At 70.9% G+C, this 19,401-nt stretch carries 18 protein-coding genes; 4 read left to right on the forward strand and 14 right to left on the reverse strand.

The features are described 5' to 3' along the window. Positions 1 to 40: 40 nt before the first annotated feature. Together MKP15_RS14340 and glnA are read right to left on the reverse strand one after the other, a co-directional pair. The gene (locus MKP15_RS14340; RefSeq protein WP_056932548.1) at positions 41 to 379 is read right to left on the reverse strand and encodes a P-II family nitrogen regulator; all 339 of its coding nucleotides are present in this window, start codon (positions 377 to 379) and stop codon (positions 41 to 43) included. Between the two features lie 287 nt (positions 380 to 666). Then, positions 667 to 2,076: a type I glutamate--ammonia ligase gene (gene glnA / locus MKP15_RS14345; RefSeq protein ID WP_104937687.1), complete on the reverse strand. Its 1,410-nt coding sequence runs from the start codon at positions 2,074 to 2,076 to the stop codon at positions 667 to 669. Between the two features lie 211 nt (positions 2,077 to 2,287). Here glnA and MKP15_RS14350 point away from each other — a divergent pair, with 211 nt between their 5' ends. After that, the gene (locus MKP15_RS14350; protein ID WP_104937686.1) at positions 2,288 to 3,082 is read left to right on the forward strand and encodes an undecaprenyl-diphosphate phosphatase; all 795 of its coding nucleotides are present in this window, start codon (positions 2,288 to 2,290) and stop codon (positions 3,080 to 3,082) included. 86 nt (positions 3,083 to 3,168) lie between these two features. Then, a complete protein-coding gene (locus MKP15_RS14355; RefSeq protein ID WP_240213175.1) occupies positions 3,169 to 3,990 on the forward strand; it encodes an META and DUF4377 domain-containing protein in 822 nt (273 codons plus the stop codon). Positions 3,991 to 4,059: 69 nt separating this feature from the next. On the opposite strand, the gene MKP15_RS14360 is transcribed toward MKP15_RS14355, so the two are convergent. The 4 genes from MKP15_RS14360 to MKP15_RS14375 all read right to left on the reverse strand — a co-directional run bounded on the left by MKP15_RS14360 (position 4,060) and on the right by MKP15_RS14375 (position 8,818). After that, on the reverse strand, positions 4,060 to 4,671 hold the full coding sequence (locus MKP15_RS14360; protein ID WP_104937684.1) for a YbhB/YbcL family Raf kinase inhibitor-like protein: 612 nt from the start codon (positions 4,669 to 4,671) through the stop codon (positions 4,060 to 4,062). Between the two features lie 65 nt (positions 4,672 to 4,736). Next, positions 4,737 to 6,806 carry a tetratricopeptide repeat protein gene (locus MKP15_RS14365; RefSeq protein ID WP_240213176.1) on the reverse strand — a complete coding sequence of 690 codons (2,070 nt, stop codon included), beginning with the start codon at positions 6,804 to 6,806 and terminating at the stop codon, positions 4,737 to 4,739. Between the two features lie 75 nt (positions 6,807 to 6,881). Then, positions 6,882 to 7,913 carry an alpha/beta fold hydrolase gene (locus MKP15_RS14370; RefSeq protein ID WP_240213205.1) on the reverse strand — a complete coding sequence of 344 codons (1,032 nt, stop codon included), beginning with the start codon at positions 7,911 to 7,913 and terminating at the stop codon, positions 6,882 to 6,884. A gap of 113 nt (positions 7,914 to 8,026) precedes the next feature. Next, the gene (locus MKP15_RS14375) at positions 8,027 to 8,818 is read right to left on the reverse strand and encodes a lysophospholipid acyltransferase family protein (protein WP_161615006.1); all 792 of its coding nucleotides are present in this window, start codon (positions 8,816 to 8,818) and stop codon (positions 8,027 to 8,029) included. A gap of 123 nt (positions 8,819 to 8,941) precedes the next feature. Here MKP15_RS14375 and MKP15_RS14380 point away from each other — a divergent pair, with 123 nt between their 5' ends. Continuing rightward, positions 8,942 to 11,518 carry an EAL domain-containing protein gene (locus MKP15_RS14380; RefSeq protein WP_240213177.1) on the forward strand — a complete coding sequence of 859 codons (2,577 nt, stop codon included), beginning with the start codon at positions 8,942 to 8,944 and terminating at the stop codon, positions 11,516 to 11,518. Positions 11,519 to 11,551: 33 nt separating this feature from the next. On the opposite strand, the gene MKP15_RS14385 is transcribed toward MKP15_RS14380, so the two are convergent. The 7 genes from MKP15_RS14385 to MKP15_RS14415 all read right to left on the reverse strand — a co-directional run bounded on the left by MKP15_RS14385 (position 11,552) and on the right by MKP15_RS14415 (position 16,642). Next, entirely contained in the window at positions 11,552 to 11,971 is a 420-nt protein-coding gene (locus tag MKP15_RS14385) for a hotdog fold thioesterase (protein WP_161615005.1), read from the reverse strand. A gap of 54 nt (positions 11,972 to 12,025) precedes the next feature. Next, complete coding sequence (locus tag MKP15_RS14390) at positions 12,026 to 12,571, reverse strand: DUF488 domain-containing protein (protein ID WP_240213178.1); 546 nt, start codon at positions 12,569 to 12,571, stop codon at positions 12,026 to 12,028. Position 12,572: 1 nt separating this feature from the next. Next, complete coding sequence (locus MKP15_RS14395; protein WP_202626473.1) at positions 12,573 to 12,776, reverse strand: DUF2945 domain-containing protein; 204 nt, start codon at positions 12,774 to 12,776, stop codon at positions 12,573 to 12,575. 68 nt (positions 12,777 to 12,844) lie between these two features. Further along, entirely contained in the window at positions 12,845 to 14,803 is a 1,959-nt protein-coding gene (locus MKP15_RS14400) for a phospholipase D family protein (RefSeq protein WP_240213179.1), read from the reverse strand. Beyond that, positions 14,800 to 15,369 carry a YceI family protein gene (locus MKP15_RS14405; RefSeq protein WP_161615002.1) on the reverse strand — a complete coding sequence of 190 codons (570 nt, stop codon included), beginning with the start codon at positions 15,367 to 15,369 and terminating at the stop codon, positions 14,800 to 14,802. Before MKP15_RS14405 ends, MKP15_RS14400 begins: the two co-directional genes overlap by 4 nt. A gap of 143 nt (positions 15,370 to 15,512) precedes the next feature. Continuing rightward, entirely contained in the window at positions 15,513 to 15,989 is a 477-nt protein-coding gene (locus MKP15_RS14410; protein WP_104937677.1) for a histidine phosphatase family protein, read from the reverse strand. A gap of 20 nt (positions 15,990 to 16,009) precedes the next feature. Beyond that, complete coding sequence (locus MKP15_RS14415; RefSeq protein WP_104937676.1) at positions 16,010 to 16,642, reverse strand: ParA family protein; 633 nt, start codon at positions 16,640 to 16,642, stop codon at positions 16,010 to 16,012. 130 nt (positions 16,643 to 16,772) lie between these two features. Between MKP15_RS14415 and MKP15_RS14420 the strand changes: the two genes are divergently transcribed. Continuing rightward, positions 16,773 to 18,254, forward strand: a complete 1,482-nt coding sequence (locus MKP15_RS14420) for an AAA family ATPase (protein WP_240213180.1) — start codon at positions 16,773 to 16,775, stop codon at positions 18,252 to 18,254. A 12-nt stretch (positions 18,255 to 18,266) separates the two neighbouring features. Here the strand turns inward: MKP15_RS14420 and MKP15_RS14425 are convergent, their stop codons facing one another. Further along, positions 18,267 to 19,400 (reverse strand): hypothetical protein, encoded by a 1,134-nt coding sequence (locus MKP15_RS14425; protein ID WP_240213181.1) that lies wholly within the window; start codon positions 19,398 to 19,400, stop codon positions 18,267 to 18,269. Between the last annotated feature and the right edge of the window lies 1 nt (position 19,401).

A 19,401-nucleotide genomic window follows, 5' to 3' on the forward strand; every position in this document is an offset into this window, starting at 1 on the left:
CTGGCGGCTGGCCGCCACGGAGCCGGGCGTCAGCGGGTCTTCAGAGCGCGTCGGCGCCTGTCTCGCCGGTGCGGATGCGCACCACCTGCTCGAGCGGGGTGACGAAGATCTTGCCGTCGCCGATCTTGCCGGTGCCGGCGGCCGCCTGCAGGGTTTCGATCACCGCCTCGACGTTGTCGTCGGTGACCGCGGTTTCGATGCGGATCTTGGGCAGGAAATCGACCACGTACTCGGCACCGCGGTACAGCTCGGTGTGGCCCTTCTGGCGGCCGAAGCCCTTGACCTCGGTGACGGTGATGCCGGACACGCCGGCCGCGCCGAGGGCCTCGCGGACCTCGTCGAGCTTGAACGGGCGGATGATGGCGGAGATCAGTTTCATGCGCAGGTCCCGATGTGGAGGAGACCGGCCGCCGCGGGCCGGCATCGTGTCATCCAGTGGCCATGCAACGGCCGCTGGCGGTGCGCCGGATGCGCCGCGCGGCGGTGACGCGGGGAGGAAGGCCTGGCCCGCGCGACGCGTTTCCGGGTTCTCTTGCCACTGCCTGGTAGTGCCGGGTTTGCCGCCGGGGGCGGCGATGGCGAAAGCGGGAGGGGAGGGACTTTGCCATCGCCGCCGTTGCCGGCGGCAAGGGGGTGCGGCGGCCGCGCGCAGGCGGCCGCCCGGCATCAGCTGGCGTAGTACAGCTGGTATTCCAGCGGATGGGTGGCGGCGCGGAACGCGGTCACTTCCTTCATCTTCAGCGCGATGTAGGCGTCGATGAAGTCGTCGCTCATCACCCCGCCGGCCTTGAGGAACTCGCGGTCCTTGTCCAGCGCTTCCAGCGCCTGGTCCAGCGAGGAGCAGACCTGCGGGATCAGCTTCTCTTCCTCCGGCGGCAGGTCGTACAGGTCCTTGTCCGAAGGAGCACCGGGGTCGATCTGGTTACGGATGCCGTCCAGGCCGGCCATCATCAGCGCGGTGAAGGTCAGGTAGCCGGACTGGATCGGGTCGGGGAAACGCATCTCGATGCGCCGCGCCTTCGGGTTGGACACCCACGGGATGCGGCACGATGCCGAGCGGTTGCGCGCCGAGTAGGCCAGCATCACCGGTGCCTCGAAGCCGGGCACCAGGCGCTTGTAGCTGTTGGTGCCCGAGTTGCTGAAGGCGTTGATGGCGCGGGCGTGCTTGAAGATGCCGCCGATGTACCACAGCGCCATCTGCGACAGGCCGCCGTAGCCGTCGCCGGAGAACAGGTTCTTGCCCTCCTTGGCCAGCGACTGGTGCACGTGCATGCCGCTGCCGTTGTCGCCGACCAGCGGCTTGGGCATGAAGGTCACGGTCTTGCCGTTGCGGTGCGCCACGTTCTTGATGACGTGCTTCATGCGCTGCAGTTCGTCGGCCTTGGTCACCAGGGTGTTGAACTTGGCACCGATCTCGCACTGGCCGGCGTTGGCCACTTCGTGGTGGTGCACCTCGACCTCGATGCCGACCTGCGTCAGCACCTTGCACATCTCGGCGCGGATGTCGTGCAGCGAATCGGTCGGCGGCACCGGGAAGTAACCGCCCTTGACGGTCGGACGGTAGCCGCTGTTGGCGCCGTCATAGTGCTTGCCGGTGTTCCAGGCGCCTTCCTCGGAGTTGATCTTGAAGAAGGTGTGGCCCATGTCGTTGGCGAACTGGACCGAGTCGAAGATGAAGAATTCCGGTTCCGGGCCGAAGAACGCCAGGTCGGCGATGCCCGAGGACTTCAGGTAGGCCTCGGCGCGCTTGGCGATGCCGCGCGGGCAACGGCCATAGCCCTGCATGGTGGCCGGGTCGAGCACGTCGCAGGTCAGCACCAGGGTCGGGTCGGCGTAGAACGGGTCGACGTAGGCGCTGGCCGGGTCCGGCATCAGCACCATGTCCGATTCGGCGATGCCCTTCCAGCCGGCGATCGAGCTGCCGTCGAACATCTTGCCTTCCTCGAACAGCGACGGCTCGACGATGGAGACCGGGAAGGTCACGTGCTGCTCGATGCCGCGCATGTCGACGAAACGCAGATCGACGAACTCGATCTGGTTGTCCTTGATGAGCTTCTCGATATTTTCCAGGGACATCGGGCAAAACCTCGGTGGAAGTGGCGTGCGCTGTCTACAGCAACTCGCGTGCCAACTTCCGCAGGCAGGCAACTCCTTGTTTTCAAAGCGTTGCGTTGGCCTGCGTCTGGCCGCAATGCACCAATATGGTGCATTGCGGCCAGTCACGCACCAGACAAGTGCATGGCCGGCGATGCTCTATCCTTTGCCGGTCATTCGCCCGTCCACGCTCATGTCCGACCCGATTTCCGCTCTGCTGCTTGGCATCCTCGAAGGCCTCACCGAATTCCTCCCCGTTTCCAGTACCGGCCACCTGCTGATCGCCGAGCGCTGGCTGGGCGCCCGCTCGGACTTCTTCAACATCGTCATCCAGGCCGGCGCCATCCTCTCCGTCGCCCTGGTGTTCCGGCAGCGGCTGTGGTCGCTGGCCACCGGCCTGGGCGACCCCGGCAACCGCGATTACGTGCTGAAGCTGGCCACCGCGTTCCTGGTGACCGCGCTGGTCGGCCTGCCGGTACGGCTGGCCGGCTGGCAGTTGCCGGAGACCGTCACCCCGGTGGCCTGGGCGCTGGTGTTCGGCGGCGTGTGGATGCTGCTGGCCGAAGGCTTCGCCGCGCGCCTGCCCGACCGCGACAGCGTCACCTGGAAGGTCGCCGTCGGCGTCGGCCTGGCGCAGGTGGTGGCCGGTGTATTCCCCGGCACCTCGCGCTCGGCCGCGGCGATCTTCCTGGCCATGCTGCTGGGCCTGAGCCGGCGCGCGGCCGCCGCCGAGTTCGTGTTCCTGGTCGGGATCCCGACCATGTTCGCCGCCAGCGGCTACGCGTTCTTCGAGCTGGCCCGCCATGGCCAGCTCGCGCACGAGGCGTGGAGCGACGTCGGCATCGCCTTCGCCGCCGCGGTGGTGACCGGTTTCGTCGTGGTGAAGTGGCTGCTGGGCTACATCAAGCACCATCGCTTCACGGGCTTCGCGGTATACAGGTTGGCCTTGGGCGCCGCATTGCTGCTGTTCCTGCCTGCTGGACACTGAATGCGGATAGCCGCCGATAACCCCGGCGGCCAGCGTCATGCGTTCTGCCCTCCGTCCTTTCCACCTGCTTCCCGAAGGAGTTCCCCATGAAGCGCATCCTGCTGCTGGCCCTGCCCGTCGCCCTGATGGCCGCCTGCAACAAACCCGCCTCCAGCGACGCCCCGGCCGCTGCCAACCCGCCCGCGGCCAGCACCGCAGCGGCCGCTGCCCCTGTCCCGGTGGACGGCAAGCAGCTGGGCGCCAACCACTGGGTGCTCGACACCGCCACTGACAGCGCCGGCAAGCGCATCGATGCCTTGTTCGCGCGCGCCGACAAGCCGGTCACCCTGGACTTCGCCGATGGCCGCCTGGCGGTGGACAACACCTGCAACCGCATGGGCGGGGGCTACACCCTGGCCGGCGACCAGCTCAGCGTCGCGCGCCTGGCATCGACGATGATGGCCTGCGCCGACCCGGCACTGATGGCGCTGGACCAGGCCGTGGGCAGCCGCCTGGAAGGCACGCTGAAGATCGGCCAGCCCGACGCCGCCACGCTGGTGCTGACCAACGCCGCCGGCGACGTGCTGCGCTTCCGCGGCGAACCGACCGCCGAGACCCGTTACGGCGGCCCCGGTGAAACCGTGTTCCTCGAAGTGGACGCGCACACCCAGCCGTGCCCGCACCCGTTGATCCGCGACAAGCAGTGCCTGCAGGTGCGCGAGGTGCAGTACGACGACAAGGGCCTGGAGCAGGGCAAGCGCGGCGCGTTCGCCAACTTCTACGACGGCATCGAGGGCTACAGCCACCAGGAGGGCGTGCGCAACGTGCTGCGGGTCAAGCGCTATGCGGTGAAGAACCCGCCGGCCGACGCGTCTTCGCAGGCCTACGTGCTGGACATGGTGGTCAGCTCGGAAACGGTGAAGAAGTAACCGCGCTGCGCCACACCGCGGAAACGACGAAGGGCGCCGCGCGGCGCCCTTCTTCTTGGTCCCGTGGGGTCACGCCAGGGCCGGGTTGAGCGTGTAGGTGCCATGCAGCGCCGCTTCGGCCAGCACGTGGCCGTGCATGGCGCGGTACACGTCGGCGGCGCTGAAATCGCCTTGCACCGGCAGCCGTTCCACGTCCAGCGCGAACAGGCGGAAGAAATAACGGTGCACGCGCTCGTCGTTGAACGGCGGGTACGGGCCGTCGTAGCCACGGTAGACCCCGGCCAGCTCCGGATTGCCGGCGAACCAGGCGGTGTAGTCGTTCACGCCCTGGCGCGCGCCTTCCGGCCCCGGTGGTGGCTGCTTGCCGCGCGCGCTGAAACCATCGCTGCAGCTGCCCGCCGCGATCTCGCGCAGCGAGGCGGGAATGTCCACCATCACCCAGTGGATGAAGTCGCCGCGCGGCTGCGCCAGCGGAATGCTCACGTCGTCGCGGCCGACCAGTTCCGGCACGGTCGGGACATCCGGATCCACGCATACCAGCGCGAACGAGCGCGTGCCTGCCGGCACCTCGCTCCACGCCAGCTGTGGGTTGCGGTTGCCGGCGAAGCCGCTGGCGTCGCCGGCGGCGAATGCGGCCGGGATCGGCCGGCCGTTGTCGAAACTCTGGCTGCTCAGTTTCATTGTCTTCTCCTCTGGGGTGGGGCGCCGGCCCAGCCGGCGCCTGCCGCTGCGGGGGAACCGGATGCTCAGGCCTCGGGGTAGCCCAGGCGCGCGGCGACCGGCGCCAGGTGCGCGAACTCGGCCGCCAGCACCTGCGCATACCGGCGCCAGTGGCCGGCCTCGATGGTGGCCGGGCCGAGGCTGCGCACCGGCGGGAAGCGCAGCCCGAAGGCCTGCTCCAGCAGTTCGCCCATCGCCGCCGGGTCGTTGACCGCGGCGTCGATGCGCAGGATCAGATGGGTATACAGGTCCTGTTCGTTGAGGTCGGCCACCTGTTCCAGCACCCGCGCCAGCCAGCGCGCGGCCTCGTCGGCCGAGGTCAGCGCCAGCGGCGCCGGCGCGCCCAGCGCCAGCCATTCGACCAGCATGTCGCGCGGGTCGCGCACCGCGATCACCAGGCGGCCCTCCGGCAGCTGCGGGCGCAGCGCCCACAGCAGGGCGTTGTCCCACCACAGCAGCCAGTCGATCACGTTGCCATCGGCAATGCCGCGCGCCGGCAGGGCGTCGCGCCACTGCTGCACGAACTGCGCCGGGCTCAGGGTGTCGTCGGCCAGGTGCTGCAGGGTATGGAAGTTCTGGAAGGCATCGTCCGGCGGGTTCGGGCCGAAGCGGTCGCTGCGCAGCACCTGGCTGCCGGCGGCCATCACCGACACCACGCGCTCCACGCCCGAGCCCGGGGCGCCCCACACGAACAGCGGGCGCAGCGGGTTGTCCTGGGCGACTTCGCCCAGCGCCGGCCATTGCGCCGGGGCCTTGGCCTGCGGCGGCAGCGGCAGGCGCGACGGCGCCAGTTCAGCGTGCAGGCGCAGCCAGGTGGCCAGCGCCGCGGCCGGCTCGTTGGCCCGGTCCTGCACCGCACCCAGCCAGACCCGCAGTTCCGGACGCGCGGCTTCCGGGGCGTTGTCGATCAACGCCTGGACGTGGGCGATGGCCGAGGCCGGCTCGCGCGCCAGCAACGCCTCGACGATGCGCTGTTCGCCGCTGACGCGGCCCGGCTCCAGCGCGACGATGCGCCGCGCCACGGCCTCGGCGGCGTCCGCTTCCCCGTTCATGTCGTGCAGGCGCATGCGCGCCTCCAGCGCCGGCAGGTGGTCGGGCATCGCCGCCAGCCAGCGTTCGACCACCTCCACCGCTTCCGGGCTGCCGACCGGTGCCACCGCCAGCCGCGCCAGCCACAGGTCGTGCAGCTGCGGGTGCACGTCCAGCGTCGCGTCCAGGTCGGCGCGCGCCTCGTCCTCACGGCCGAGCCGCTGCCAGGCAACCAGCAGCATCTGCAGGGTGGCGCGGTCGCCGGGCAGTTCCGCCAGCAGCGGGCGCAGGTACTCCAGCGCCTGCAGCGGCTGGCCGGAGGCCAGTTCCAGCTCGCCGGCCAGGCGGCGCATGCCCGGGCTGTCGCCTTCCGCGGTGGCCAGCACCTGGCGCATCACCTCGGCGGCACGGTCGGCATGGCCCTGGCGCAGCGCCAGCTGCACCAGCAGGCCGCGCAGGGCGTGGTTGGACGGGTTCAGCTCCAGCACGCGCCGGAACGCCTGCTCGGCGAAGGCCAGCAGGTCCTTGGCCAGATAGGCGAAGCCCAACGCGTAGAGCACGCGCGGGTCGTCGGGCAGGCGCTGGCTGGCGGCCGACAGGACCGCCAGCGCGCGGTCGGCGTCACCGCGGCGCAGCGCGACCATGCCTTCGATCGCGCCCAGCTCCGGGCTGTCCGGCTCGACCCGCGCGGCCATGCGGCCCAGGCGCTCGGCCTCGTCGATGTCCTCGCGCGCCAGCGCCAGGTGCGCCTGCATCAGGTAGGCGGAAAATTCGTTGGGATTGAGCGCGGTGGTGCGCTCCAGCGCCTGCCCGGCGTCATCGATGCGGCGCTGGGCCAGCAACAGGCCGGCATGCTGCAGGTGCAGGTCGGCATCGTCCGGCGCCAGGGCCAGGGCCTGCTCCAGGCTGGCCTGGGCGGCGTCGGCATCGCCGCGCTGCTGGAGGGCCAGCGCCAGCCAGCGGTGGGCCTGCGGTTGCTGCGGTTCGGCGGCGACCCATTCGCGGGCCGTGGCCACGGCTTCGTCGGTGGCGTTGCGGCGCAGGGCGTTGATGATCGTGTCTTGCATGGCGGTCCGGCGTAAGCGCAAAACGCCATTGTAGCCGGGCCGTGGCGCGCCCCCGCCGGCAGCGCCAGCGGCGGCTCAGGCGCCGAGCGCGGGCACCGCCCCCTGCGCTGCCGGGCGCACGCCCACCGCGGCGGCCAGCCGTTGCGCCACCCAGCGCTCGGAAAAGCCATCGCCGCGCAGGTTCTCTATGAAGCCGCAGTGGCCACCCCAGCGCGCGATCTCCAGCCGTGCGTGCGCCGGCAGGCGCCAGTGGCGGAAGGAGGTGAACGGAATCACCGGATCGTCGCGCGCCATCAGGATGTCGGCCGGCACCTCCAGCGCGGACAGGCGCGGGCCGGCGATGGAGTAGCCGTCGAAATAGTCCTGCAGCGTGGCGAAGCCGGTATGCCGCTCCACCAGCCAGCCGGTCAGCGCGCGGATCCCCAGCTTCAGCACCGCGTCGTCGCAGTCGGCCAGTTCCGGGAACAGTGCGCGCTTGCGCCGCAGCGAGCCGGTCCACTTGCGGCGGAAGTACCAGTCGTACATCGCCGGGCCGCGTTCGATGCTGTCCATGGTCTGCGCCGGGTCCAGCACCGGGCACACCGAGGCCACGTGGCGCAGCGGCACGCCGGCGGCGGGCGCGTGCAGGGCCAGGCGCAACGCGAAGTTGCCGCCCAGCGAGTACCCCGCCGCGACCAGCGGCAGGCCGGGAAAGCGGCCGGCCACGTCGCCGGCGGCATGCACCACCTCGCCGATGCGGCAGGAATGGAAGATCCCCGGGTTGAGATGGTGGGTGTTGCCGTGGTCGCGGAAGTTCAGCCGCACCACCTCGAAGCCCTGCTCGAGCATCCGCGCGGCGGTCATGCGCATGTAGCTGGACTCGGCGCTGCCCTCCCAGCCGTGCAGCAGCAGCGCCAGGCCGACCGGCGCCGCCCTGCCCGGCAGGCGGCTGTGCCAGGCCTGCAGGCGCACGCCGTCGCCGCCGTCGAGGATCAGTTCGCGGGTGAGCGCGCCACTGGCCGCCAGCAGCTGCTGGCCGCGGCGCAGGCGCACCCCGCTGGACGCCAGCATCGACTGCAGGTGCGGATTGCGCAGCCACGGCGGCGGTTGGTAGTGGGCGACGCTCAACATGGCGGCCATGCTGCGCCCGTGCGCCGGTAGAGCGCGTGAACCCGCGCCGGCGGCCGGCCGCCGCTCACGGCTGCCCGGCGCTGCGGGAGGCGTGCCACCGCAACACGTCGTTACGGGCCTTCCATCGCCGCGATGATGCGCGCGCGCGAGGTCTCGGCGATGCGCCGGCGCCCTTCCAGGTCATGGCTGGCGACCGGCTCCAGGAAGTGCACTTCGGCGCGGCGGGCCGGTTCGCCGAGCAGGCGCAGGAAGTTGCCGAAGAAACTCTCGCCCGGCGCGAACGCGACCCGGGTCTGGGCATCGCCGCGCACGCCGTAGCGCAGGGCCACCGGCTGCACCGGCACGCCGGTTTCCACCGCCGCCTGGAAGATGCGCGCATGGAACGGGCCGACCTCGTGGCCGCCGCGGGTGCGCCCTTCCGGGAACACCGCCACCGGCCGGCCCTCGCGCAGCCGCTTGGCCATTTCCTCCATCACCCCGCCCAGCGACTCGGTGTTGCCGCGCTGGTGGTAGATGGTGTGGCCGCGGCTGGCGAGCCAGCCCACCAGCGGCCAGCCGGCGATCTCGCGCTTGGCCACGAAACCGACCATTTTCTGGCTGTGGATCATGCTGATGTCGACCCAGCCGACGTGGTTGGCGACGAACAGCACCGCCCCCGGCAACGGCTGGCCGGTGCGCTGCAGGCGGAAGCCGAAGATCCACATCAGGCCGCCCGACCACCAGCGCACCACCTTGTGTTCCAGCGGATCGGTGGCCGCGCCGAGGCGACCGAACGGCGGCGCCATCAGCAGCAGGATCAGCGGCAGGAAGATCACGACGTGGACCAGCAGCAACGGCACGCGGTACAGATAGCGGAACGCACGCGCCACGCTGCCCGGGCGGGCGGGACGGGGGGAAGTCATCCGCGCAAGATACCGGATGCGGTCCGGCTTCCGCCAGCACATGGCGACCGCCTGCCCGGCTCCTCACCCCGGGGCCCGGGCAACGCGGTATAAATCCGCTCACGCCTACAGGGGAGCGTGGACATGGAGCGGTTATCGCGGTCGCTGGCCGGGGACATGCTGCCGCTGTTGTCGGCGGCGCTGGAGCAGGTCGACAGCGGCGTGATCGTGTTCGATGGCCAGAACCGCATCGTGTACTTCAACAAGGCCATGGAAGCCCTGTCCGGCTGGTCGCGCGACGAAGTGGCGGGACGCAACCTGGGTTTCCTGGCGCCGGCGGCCATGCGCGAGCGCTACGACAGCGACCTGCATCCGGGCGCGGCCAACCGCGTGCGCGAACTGGCCAGCCAGCCGCGCGACGTGCAGATGGTGCGCAAGGATGGCCAGACCCGCTGGATCAGCGTGTCGGTGGCCCGTACCCCCGCGGTCGAGGGCCAGATGCACATGGCGTTCGTCCGCGACGTGACCACGCGGCGCCAGCGCCAGGAGCGCGAGCGGCTGCTGTCGCTGGGGTTCGACGAGACCCAGAGCGCGGTGCTGATCACCGACGCCCGCGGCCGCGTGGTGCATCTGAACAAGGGCTTCTGCCGGCTGTTCGGGTTCGATGCCAGCCAGGTCCTGCGCCGCCACGTCGCCACGCTGCTGGTGCCCGACCGCGCCCGGCGCCGCACCACCCTGGCCCAGGCCGCGCGCCTGCTGGCCGGCGAGCCGGTGTGCTGCGACGAACGCGTGGCCTGCCGCGATGGCCGTCCGCTGTGGTGCGCGATCAGCATCAACCCGATCTTCGACGACTACGGCACCCTGGCCAACCTGGTCATCGTGCTGATGGACATCACCCACACCAAGGTGCACGAGGTGCTGCAGCACCGGATGCTGGACGCGCTGGTGCGCGAGGTTCCCACCAGCGAGGTGATGCAGATGATGTGCCGCGACGTCGAGCAGATCGCACCGCAGGTGCTGTGCTCGGTGCTGCGGGTGGAGGACGGGCGCCTGCGCACGCTGGCCGCGCCGAGCCTGCCCGAGGCCTACACCCGGCAGGTGGACGGCATCCCGGTCGGTCCGGGGGTCGGCTGCTGCGGTACCGCCGCGCATACCGGGCAGATGGTGGTGGCGCGCGACATCGCGCTGGACCCCAACTGGCAGGGCATCAGCCACATGGCGCTGGAGCACGGGCTGGCGGCCTGCTGGTCCACCCCCATCAAGGCCAGCGACGGCCGCGTGCTGGGTACGTTCGCCTTCTACTACCGCCGCCCGCACGACCCGGATGCCTTCCACCGGCGGCTGGTGGACGTCATCGTGCACCTGTGCGCGCTGGCGCTGGAGCGCGAGGAGGCGCGCAACCGCATCCGCCGGCTGGCGTTCTACGACGATCTCACCGGCCTGCCCAACCGCAACCTGCTGCATGCCCAGGCCGACCAGGCGATCGCCGCGGCGGCCGCCGCCGAGCAGGCGCTGGCGGTGCTGTTCATCGACCTGGACCGCTTCAAGCAGATCAACGACTCGTTCGGCCACCCCGGCGGCGACCAGCTGTTGCGCGTGGTCTCGCGCCGGCTGCAGGAAGAGGCCGGGCCGGGGGACATCGTCGGCCGCCTGTCCGGCGACGAGTTCGTGATGGTGCTCACCCTGTGCGACGCGCACTCCGCCGGCGAGCGCACCGAACGCATCCTGCGCCGGCTGTCGCTGCCGCTGCAGCTGGACGACGTGCAGATCCGGCCGTCGGCCAGCGTCGGCATCAGCATGTTCCCGCACGACGGCCACGACACCGAAACCCTGCTGCACCATGCCGACGTGGCCATGTACCAGGCCAAGAACAGCGGCCGCAACGGCGCGCGGTTCTACTCGCGCGAGATGGACCACAACGCGCAGGAGCGGCTGGCGCTGGAGACCGCGCTGCGCGAAGCGGTCGAGCAGCACCAGCTGCACCTGCATTACCAGCCGCAGGTGGGCATCGGCGACGGCCGCCTGCGCGGGGTGGAGGCGCTGGCGCGCTGGCGGCACCCGCGCCTGGGCGACGTGCCGCCGATGCAGTTCATCCCGCTGGCCGAGGAATGCGGGCTGATCGGCGACATCGGCCACTGGGTGCTGGAACAAGCCTGCGCGCAGCTGGCGCACTGGCGGCGCACCGGGCTGGAGGTGCCGTCGGTGGCGGTGAACCTGTCGCCGACCGACTTCCACGACCTGGACCTGCCGCTGCGGATCGAACAGGTGCTGCGGCGCGAAGGACTGCTGCCGGGCGACCTGAAGGTGGAGATCACCGAGGACGTGCTGCTGGATACCGACCCCAGCACCCTGCGCACGCTGCACGCGGTGCATGCACTGGGCGTGCGCCTGTCGATGGATGATTTCGGCACCGGCTATTCCAGCCTGAGCTACCTGCGCCTGCTGCCGATCAGCGAACTCAAGCTGGACCGCAGCTTCGTGCGCGGCATCGAGAACGACGAAGTGGCCAGCGCCCTGACCCGCGCCATCGCCCACATCGGCCAGAGCCTGCGGCTGACGGTGGTCGCTGAAGGCGTGGAAAGCGGCGAACAGCTGCGCCTGCTCGGTGAACAGGGCTACGGCATCGCCCAGGGCTACCACTTCACCCCGGCGCTGCCCGCGCACGAGCTGGACAGCTGGATCCGCGAGCATCTGCCGGCCGCCGCGTTCGCGCACGCTTGAGCCGGGGCGCGCCGGGGCCCGGCATGCCTGCGCTCAGGCCGGTACCACCGCCAGGGTCAGGCGCGAGACGCACACCGGCTTGCCGGCCTCGTTGTCGATGCGGATCTCCCAGACCTGGGTGGTGCGCCCGACATGCAGCGCGCGCGCGGTGCCGGTGACCACGCCACTGCGCGCCGCACGCAGGTGGTTGGCGTTGATCTCCAGCCCCACGCAGACCTGGCTGGCGGTATCCACGCACAGATTGCCGGCGCTGCTGCCCAGGGTTTCGGCCAGCACCACCGAGGCGCCGCCGTGCAGCAGTCCGTAGGGCTGGCGGGTGCGTTCGTCCACCGGCATGGTCGCCTGCAGCCAGTCGTCGCCGGCCGCGGTGAAGACGATGCCGAGGTGCTCGATCAGCGTGCCCCGGCTGAGGCGATTGAGTTCGTCCAGTGAAACGGGGGCGCGGAAAGCCATGGCGATGACCGGTGTGGGGGCAGGCCAGTTTACGGTGCCGCGCGCGGGCCGGGCTCAGGCGAACAGATCGTCCTGCGGCGGCGGATAGCGCAAGCGGCCATCGACCACGCGTGCGCTGGCGGTGAGCACGTGCGCTCGCGCCGGGCCGGCATCGAGGATGTGCCGCACCGGGATGCCGCGCACGCTGAGCAGATCGGCGATCAACCGGCGGTGGCAGCGCCACCACGGCGCTTCGGCGCACATCAGCGCGGTGCGGCGGCGCGCGGCCAGTTCCAGCAGCCGCGCCAGCCCGTCGGCGAACTCGGCGCTGTCCAGGTGGTCGGCGTAGCCCTGGAAGGCGGCGTTGCGCCAGGCCCCGTTGGGCGAGCCGGGCCGCGCGCGGCGACGCCCGCCCAGCTGCGGCAGCCACAGGTAATCGATCCCCACCGCCGGAAGCGCGTGCGCCAGCGTCCCGCCGGCAAACCAGGGATGGCGCCGCGAACCCGGGAAGCGGCGCACGTCGGCCACGGCCTGGATGCCGTGGCCGTCCAGCAGCGCGAGGAAATCCTCCCAGCTGCGGGTGGAATGGCCGATGGTCCAGAGCGTCACGGCGCCGTCCATGTCAGCCGATCTTCTCCGGTGTCGTGCCGCGGTGCGTGGCGCCGCGGTCGCTGCGGATCGCGGGCTGCGGGCGGTCGCCGCCGCAGCGGCGCCTGTCGCGCTGGTACAGCATGCCGCGGGCATGCGCCCGGACGACACGGCCGGCGACGCGGCCGGCTTCGGAGTTCCAGCGCACGGGGTCGTCGCGCTGGAAGGCGCTGCCCATCGGCATCCTCGGTGCAGGCAGGGGGACGGCCATTGCAACCGAGGCCACGTCCACGCCCCGTGTGCGCGCTACAGGATGGGTACCAGCCCCGCGCCGAACGCGGTCAGCATGCGCACCAGCAACCACTTGGGGCCGACGTCGACCTCGGGGAAGTCGCCCACCGGCACGTAGCAGCGGCGGAAATCCGGGTCGTGCCGCGACAGCGGCAGCGGGCACTCCGGCCCGGGCTGGAAGGCGTAGTTGGTGGCGTAGCGCCACGGCCACACGTCGAGCACGGGCAGTGCCTCGGAGGCCTTGCCCAGGCTGTAGTTCAGGCCCGACAGCACCGGCGCCTTCTCGCGCGGCGCCACCACCCAGGCATTGTCCGGCGCGATGTCGCGCAGGATGCTCTGCGCCAGCCGCTCGGCGAACACCGGGTCGTCGATGATCACCGCGCCTTCGGTGTTGTAGTTCTCGCTGCGCGGGTCGAAGTTGTGGGTACCGACCACGCCGATGCGGCGGTCCACCACCAGCGACTTGGCATGCAGGCCCATGCGCGCGCCGCGGCGGGTGACCGGCAGCGGGCGGTTGGCCGCCTTGCTGCCGAGGAACGAGGGCCGGGTCTCGGTGCGCAGCACCTCGCGCTCGACCTCGCTGCCGTCGGCGCCGGCGCGGCGCCCGGAACCGCTGCCGCGCACGTTGCTGCCGGCCGCGCTCGCCCCGATCAGGCGGTGCGGCGGCGGTGGCACCCCGGTCCCGTCCAGTGCCGAGGACAGCAGGTTGTCCGGGGCCACCGGCGGATCCAGCGGGAACGGCTTGTACTCGTAGATGTCGAAGCCCAGCACGCGCAGGTTGCGGCGCTTGTACTTGTAGGCCATCGCATAGACGATCGGGTTGTCGGTCGCTGCCAGGCTGTTGGTCGACACCACCACCCGCGGTGGTTGCGGGCGCGCGCGCAGGTCCTTGAAAAGCTGCTGCGCCGGTTCGGACAGCACCAGGTACGGCGTCTGCAGCAGGACTTCGGACCGGGCGCCGGAGATCAACGTGTCCAGTCGCGGTTCGCTGGGGTTGGGCAGCGGGTCGCGGCGGTGCTTGCGCGGCAGGTCGGCGACATAGGCCACCGCGCGCACCGGCAGCGCGGTATCGACGAACGCCTCGGTGACGAACGCCGGGTCGGCCGCCTCCGCCGCGGCGCGCGCCACCCGCTCCGGGCGCATGAAATGCGCCGCCGGCATGTCCGGCACGCCATGCCGCAGCAGGGTGCGGCCGACATCGTTCAGGCGCTCGGCCGGCACGCTGCGCGGCGCGTCCCAGAAGGACTGGAAGTTGGCGGCCATCTCGCGCGCCTCGGGCCCGGCCACCACCACGTCGCGGTCGCGGAAGTTGTACTCGCGGTCCCAGTCGTAATAGTCGTCCTGGTAGTTGCGGCCGCCGACCACGCCGACCACCCCGTCCACCACCAGCAGCTTGTTGTGCATGCGCTGGTTGAAGCGGCGGAAGCAGCACAGCACGCTGCCGGCGTAATCGAAGTAGTTGAGCTTGGCCTTGCCGAACGTGGGGTTGTAGATGCGCAGCTCGAAGTTGGCGTGCGCGCCGGACAGCGCGGCGAGCATCTGCACGTCCGATATCGCCGAGAGCTGGTCGATCAGCACCCGCACCCGGACCCCGCGGCGGGCGGCGTCCAGCAGCGCGTCGATGATCATGCGCGCGCTGTCGTCGGTATCGAAGATATAGGTCTGCAGGTCGATGCTGCGGGCGGCGCTGTGGATCAGGTTCAGCCGCGCCACCAACGACAGCTCGCCCTCGTCGAGGATCGTGGCGTAGTGCCGCGGCGCGCCGGCGGCGGCGGAGTCGGCCATGGCCTGGGCGCCAAGCGCGCGCAGCGGCGAATCCAGCGCGCAGCGATCGGCGCGGGCGCAGTCCAGCGCGGTGGGGCGGGCGGACACGGCGATGCCCTGCGCACGGTCGCGCTGCTGCGGCGACAGCGACGCGCAACCGCCGGCCAGCACGGCCGCGCCAAGCAGCACCAGTCGCAGCAGTAGGTTCACGGCCGGGAAGCGCCCAGCAGGCGCGTACGCAATATGAAGGTCACACGGTCACCGAGGGCGAACTGCCAGCTGTCCATGCCGTAACGACCGCGCTGCACGGTACCCCGGCTTACCAGGTCGCAATCATAGCCCGGGCGGGCGCATTCCGGCGCCTCCAGGCGCAGCACCTCGCGCCGGCTGATACCACGGATGGTCAGCCGCCCCTGCACGCTGCCGCCGCGCTCGACGATGTCCGGTTCGTAGGGATCGGACTCGAACTCGACCAGCGGGTGCCGCTGCGCGTCGAAGAATTCCTCGCCGCGCATCCAGCCGGTGTAGCGCGGCTTGCCGGGAATCTCGACGTACTGGGTGAACATGCGCAGGCGCACCTGGTGGCGGCCATCGGGCAGCACCGTGATCCAGCCATCGAAACGCGGGAACTGGCCCTCGATCCGCTGCCCGAAGCGGGTGCGGATCTCGAAGCCGAAGCGCGAGTGGTCGGTATCGAACTGCAGCGGCTGCGCCGCGGCCGCCGTGCCCGTCGCCGCCAGCCAGCTCAGCAGCAGTCCGCAACGCACCCACCGCATGTGTTCAGTCCCTGTCCACGGCCCCGGGCCAGCGGGCGGCCATGCACGCACGCCCAGCCGGCTTCCGGCCTGTGCCGCCGGGCACGCAGCGTGGCCAGGCGCGGGGGCTGCACCGGTACGGACGACGGAACCGGATCATCGGCTCACGGCCACCAGAATGCGGCCAGACGGGCGATGCCCGGCTCGATGGCCGCGGCCATCGGCAGCGACAGCACCGCCACCGACGCGGTGGGCATGCCGCGGTAGTCGCCGGACTGGCCGCTGTGCATCAGCGCCACCAGCCGCTCCAGGCCGGGGTTGTGGCCGACCAGCAGCAGGCGCTCGACCTCGCGGTGCTCGTCCACCAGCCCGGCCAGGGTGCCGGGGGTGGCGTCGTAGATCCGCTCCTCCAGGCGCTGCTCGACGTAGCCGGTCAGCGACAGCACCGCCTCCAGCGTCTCGCGCGCGCGCCGTGCCGGCGAGCACAGCACCCGGTCCGGCACCAGCCGCTGCTCCAGCAGCCAGCGACCGGCCGCCTCGGCCTCGGCCAGGCCATGCGGGGAAAGCGGGCGGTCGATATCGGCCAGGCCATTGTCGGCCGGCTCGGCATGGGCATGTCGCAGCAGGATCAGTTCACGCATGAGGGTTCATTAGCTCCGGGTCAGACCTTGTTCAACCATTGCAGAAGCGGCTCCCAGTCCTGCTGGTGCTCGCGGACCTGGGCGGAGTGATAGTCGAACAGGCTGCGGCCCAGGCCGACCATGACCACGTAGCTCTGGCTGTCACGCAGCTGCGCGACCACCTCGTAGGGCCACTGCGCCAGCATCTGCCGCGCCTGCTGCGAGGTCTGCGTCCACGGCTTGGTGCGGTTGAGCACCAGCCCCACCGGCAGCGCGCGCGAGTGCACGCGCTTGACCCTGGCCAGACTGTTCAGGAACCCGACGATGGCCTCGATGTCCAGCGCCGACGGCAACACCGGCACCACCACCGCGTCGGCCACGTCCAGGAAATGTTCGAGATCGTCCGCGAGCGCACCGGCCGGGGCATCGATGATCACCTCTTCGGCGCCATCGGGAATGTGTTTCTGCCAGCCCTTCCTGCGCTGGACGTCCACCGGCAGCACGGCACTGTCCAGGCCGGCGCGGCGCTCCGCCCAGCGCGTGCTGGAGCCCTGCGGGTCGGCATCGGCGATCACCGTCGCCCTGCCCTGCAGCGCCGCATGCGCGGCCAGGTGCGTGGCGATGGTGCTCTTGCCCACCCCGCCCTTGGAACCGGCCACCAGGATCGTCTTCATGCACGCCTCGTTTTGCGCGGGACTGCCCGCAGCGTACACCGGCGCGCGACGGCCGCGGTAGTCGGCGCGTGAGGACACCCCTGCCGGGACGGGAGGCTTTGCTATCGTGGCGGCCCACACCGGAGCCACCATGAGCGAACTGCAGGACCTGACCGCGCTGATCCGCGCCAATACCCCGCTGATCGTCATCGAGACCGCGGACGAGGCCCGCGTGGTGGACCTGTTCCGGCAGGCGCTGATGCACGTGTGGCGGGCGCTGTACCGCTGGTCGATCACCGAAGGCCTGCGCCGTATCGACATGGACCGCGAGGACGACGCCGTCGGGCCGCCCGACGCCAGCTCGGCGCTGCGGATGATCCAGGAGGCGGAGCAGCGCGGCATCTACCTGCTGCTCGATTTCCACCCGTACCTGGGCTACGCCAGCCACCAGCGCCTGCTGCGCGACATCGTGCAGCGCCGGCACAGCCAGCCGCACGTACTGGTGCTGGTCGGCACCAAGGTCGAACTGCCGGCCGAGCTTGAAGCGCTGGCCACCCGCTTCAATCCGCGCCTGCCCGACGCCAACGCACTGCTGAAGATGCTGCGCGAGGAAGCGGCCGCCTACGCCGGCGACAACGGCGGCCGCCGCGTGGAAGTGGACCAGGACGCGGTGCGTCAGATCCTGCGCAACCTGCAGGGGCTGAGCCTGCCTGACGCGCGCCGCATCGCCCGCCAGCTGATCTACGCCGACGGCGCACTGCGCGCCGACGACCTGCCGCAACTGGCCAGGCTGAAGTTCGAACTGCTCAACCGCAGCGGCCACCTGCACTACGAATACGACAGCGCGCGCTTCGGCGACGTGGCCGGCGCCACCCGGCTCAAGCGCTGGATCGAACAGCGCAGGGCGGTGTTCGTGGCCGGCGACGCGCCGCCCGGGCTGGACCCACCGCGCGGCATGCTGCTGCTGGGCGTGCAGGGCTGCGGCAAGTCGATGCTGGCCAAGGCCACCGCCGCCGGCTTCGGCGTGCCGCTGCTGCGGCTGGATTTCGCCACGCTGTACAACAAGTACCACGGCGAGACCGAGAAGAACCTGCGCGATGCGCTGGCCTCGGCCGAGCAGCTGGCGCCGTGCGTGCTGTGGATCGACGAAGTCGAGAAGGGCTTGGCCAGCAGCGGCGAGGACGGCGGCGTCTCGCGCCGGGTGCTCGGCTACCTGCTGACCTGGATGGCCGAGCGCAAGGCGCCGGTGTTCATCGTCGCCACCGCCAACCAGGTGCACGAGCTGCCGGCCGAACTGCTGCGCAAGGGCCGCTTCGACGAGATCTTCTTCGTCGACCTGCCCACGCCCGACACCCGGGTGGAGCTGCTGCGCCTGCACCTGGGCAAGCGCGGACTCGACGTCGGGAGCTTCGCCCTGCCCGCGCTGGCCGCCGCCGCCGAGGGCTTTTCCGGCGCCGAGATCGAACAGGCGGTGGTCGCCGGCCTGTATGCGGCGCATGCCGAACGCAGGCCGCTGGACACCGACCTGCTGATGGCCGAGATCAGCAGCACGCGGCCGCTGTCGGTACTGATGGCCGAGCAGGTGCAGGCGTTGCGCGACTGGGCACGCGGGCGCACGGTTCCAGCGGAGTAAAGGCGGCCGTGCTCAGCGCGGCGGCGACCAGGGCACCGATTGGGCCTGGTCCAGATACCTCACGCGCGTGGCGCGACCATGCTGCAGCAGCAACGCCTCGCGCGCCGACGGCAGCAGCACGCCGGTGGCGTGGGTGGTATTGGCGCGGTAGAGCCAGGCCACGCCACCGCGCACATCCAGCAGTTCGATCTTGCCCTCCATACGCGCGTTGCCACCGGCGACGCCGGCCAGTACCAGCCAGTCCTCGCCACAGGTGAAGCCGGCCTGGTGCACGCCGACCAGCGAACTGGAATAGACATGTTCGCGCTGCCAGCCGGCCAGGTTCCAGCGCACGGTCTCGTGCTGCAGGCCGCGGTACAGCGGCGGCACATCGTGCTGCAGCACCTTCGCCCGCGCGGGTGAGCGCTGCACCGTCACCAGCCGGGTGCCCTTGTCGAGCAGCATCACCGCCAGCATGTCGTTGCGTGGCCCCCGGCCGGAAGGGGCATGGCGATCCATGATCTCCAGCCGCGGGATGGCCGCGTCGCGCAGCAGGCGCAACCGCAGTACCACGCCCTTGTCGGTGCCGGCGACGATCAGGCCCGAGGCCTCGTCCCAGTCCAGGCAGGTCACGCCGCCGTCGCCCGGCAGCCGCAACGGCGCACCGGCCAGCGCGCGCCGGGCATGGTCATAGAGGTACAGCTCGTCGCCGCTGGCCAGCAGGTACAGGCCACGCAGCGGCGTGGCCGAGGCCGCGCCGGGCTTCCAGTGCCCTTCGCGGAAGGCATGCAGCAGTTCGCCGCTGCGGGCGTCCCAGACCTTCGGTCCGTTCTCGTGCTGGACAATGTCGCCGGCTTCGACGTTGCCGCTGCTGGAGCGGCTGATCACGATCCCGTCGGCAGGACCGAAAGTGATGTCCTGGGTACGCAGTTCATGGGCCTGCAGCGCGATGCGCGCATCCTTCCTGCGCGCGTCCCACAGTTCCAGCCGCCCCGACGCGCGGCCGACCGCCAACAGCCCCATCTGCGGCGAATACGCCGCCGACCATGCGTCATCGTCCAGCCCGCGGTTGGCGTCCACGAACGACTGGGTGAACTCCGGCCGGATGTCCGCCACATAGGCTGCCAGCAGGACCGGCAGGAACCACAACGCCATCGTGTATCTCATC

Source organism: Stenotrophomonas sp. Y6, from assembly GCF_022436665.1.
Taxonomy (GTDB): Bacteria; Pseudomonadota; Gammaproteobacteria; order Xanthomonadales; family Xanthomonadaceae; genus Stenotrophomonas; species Stenotrophomonas acidaminiphila_A.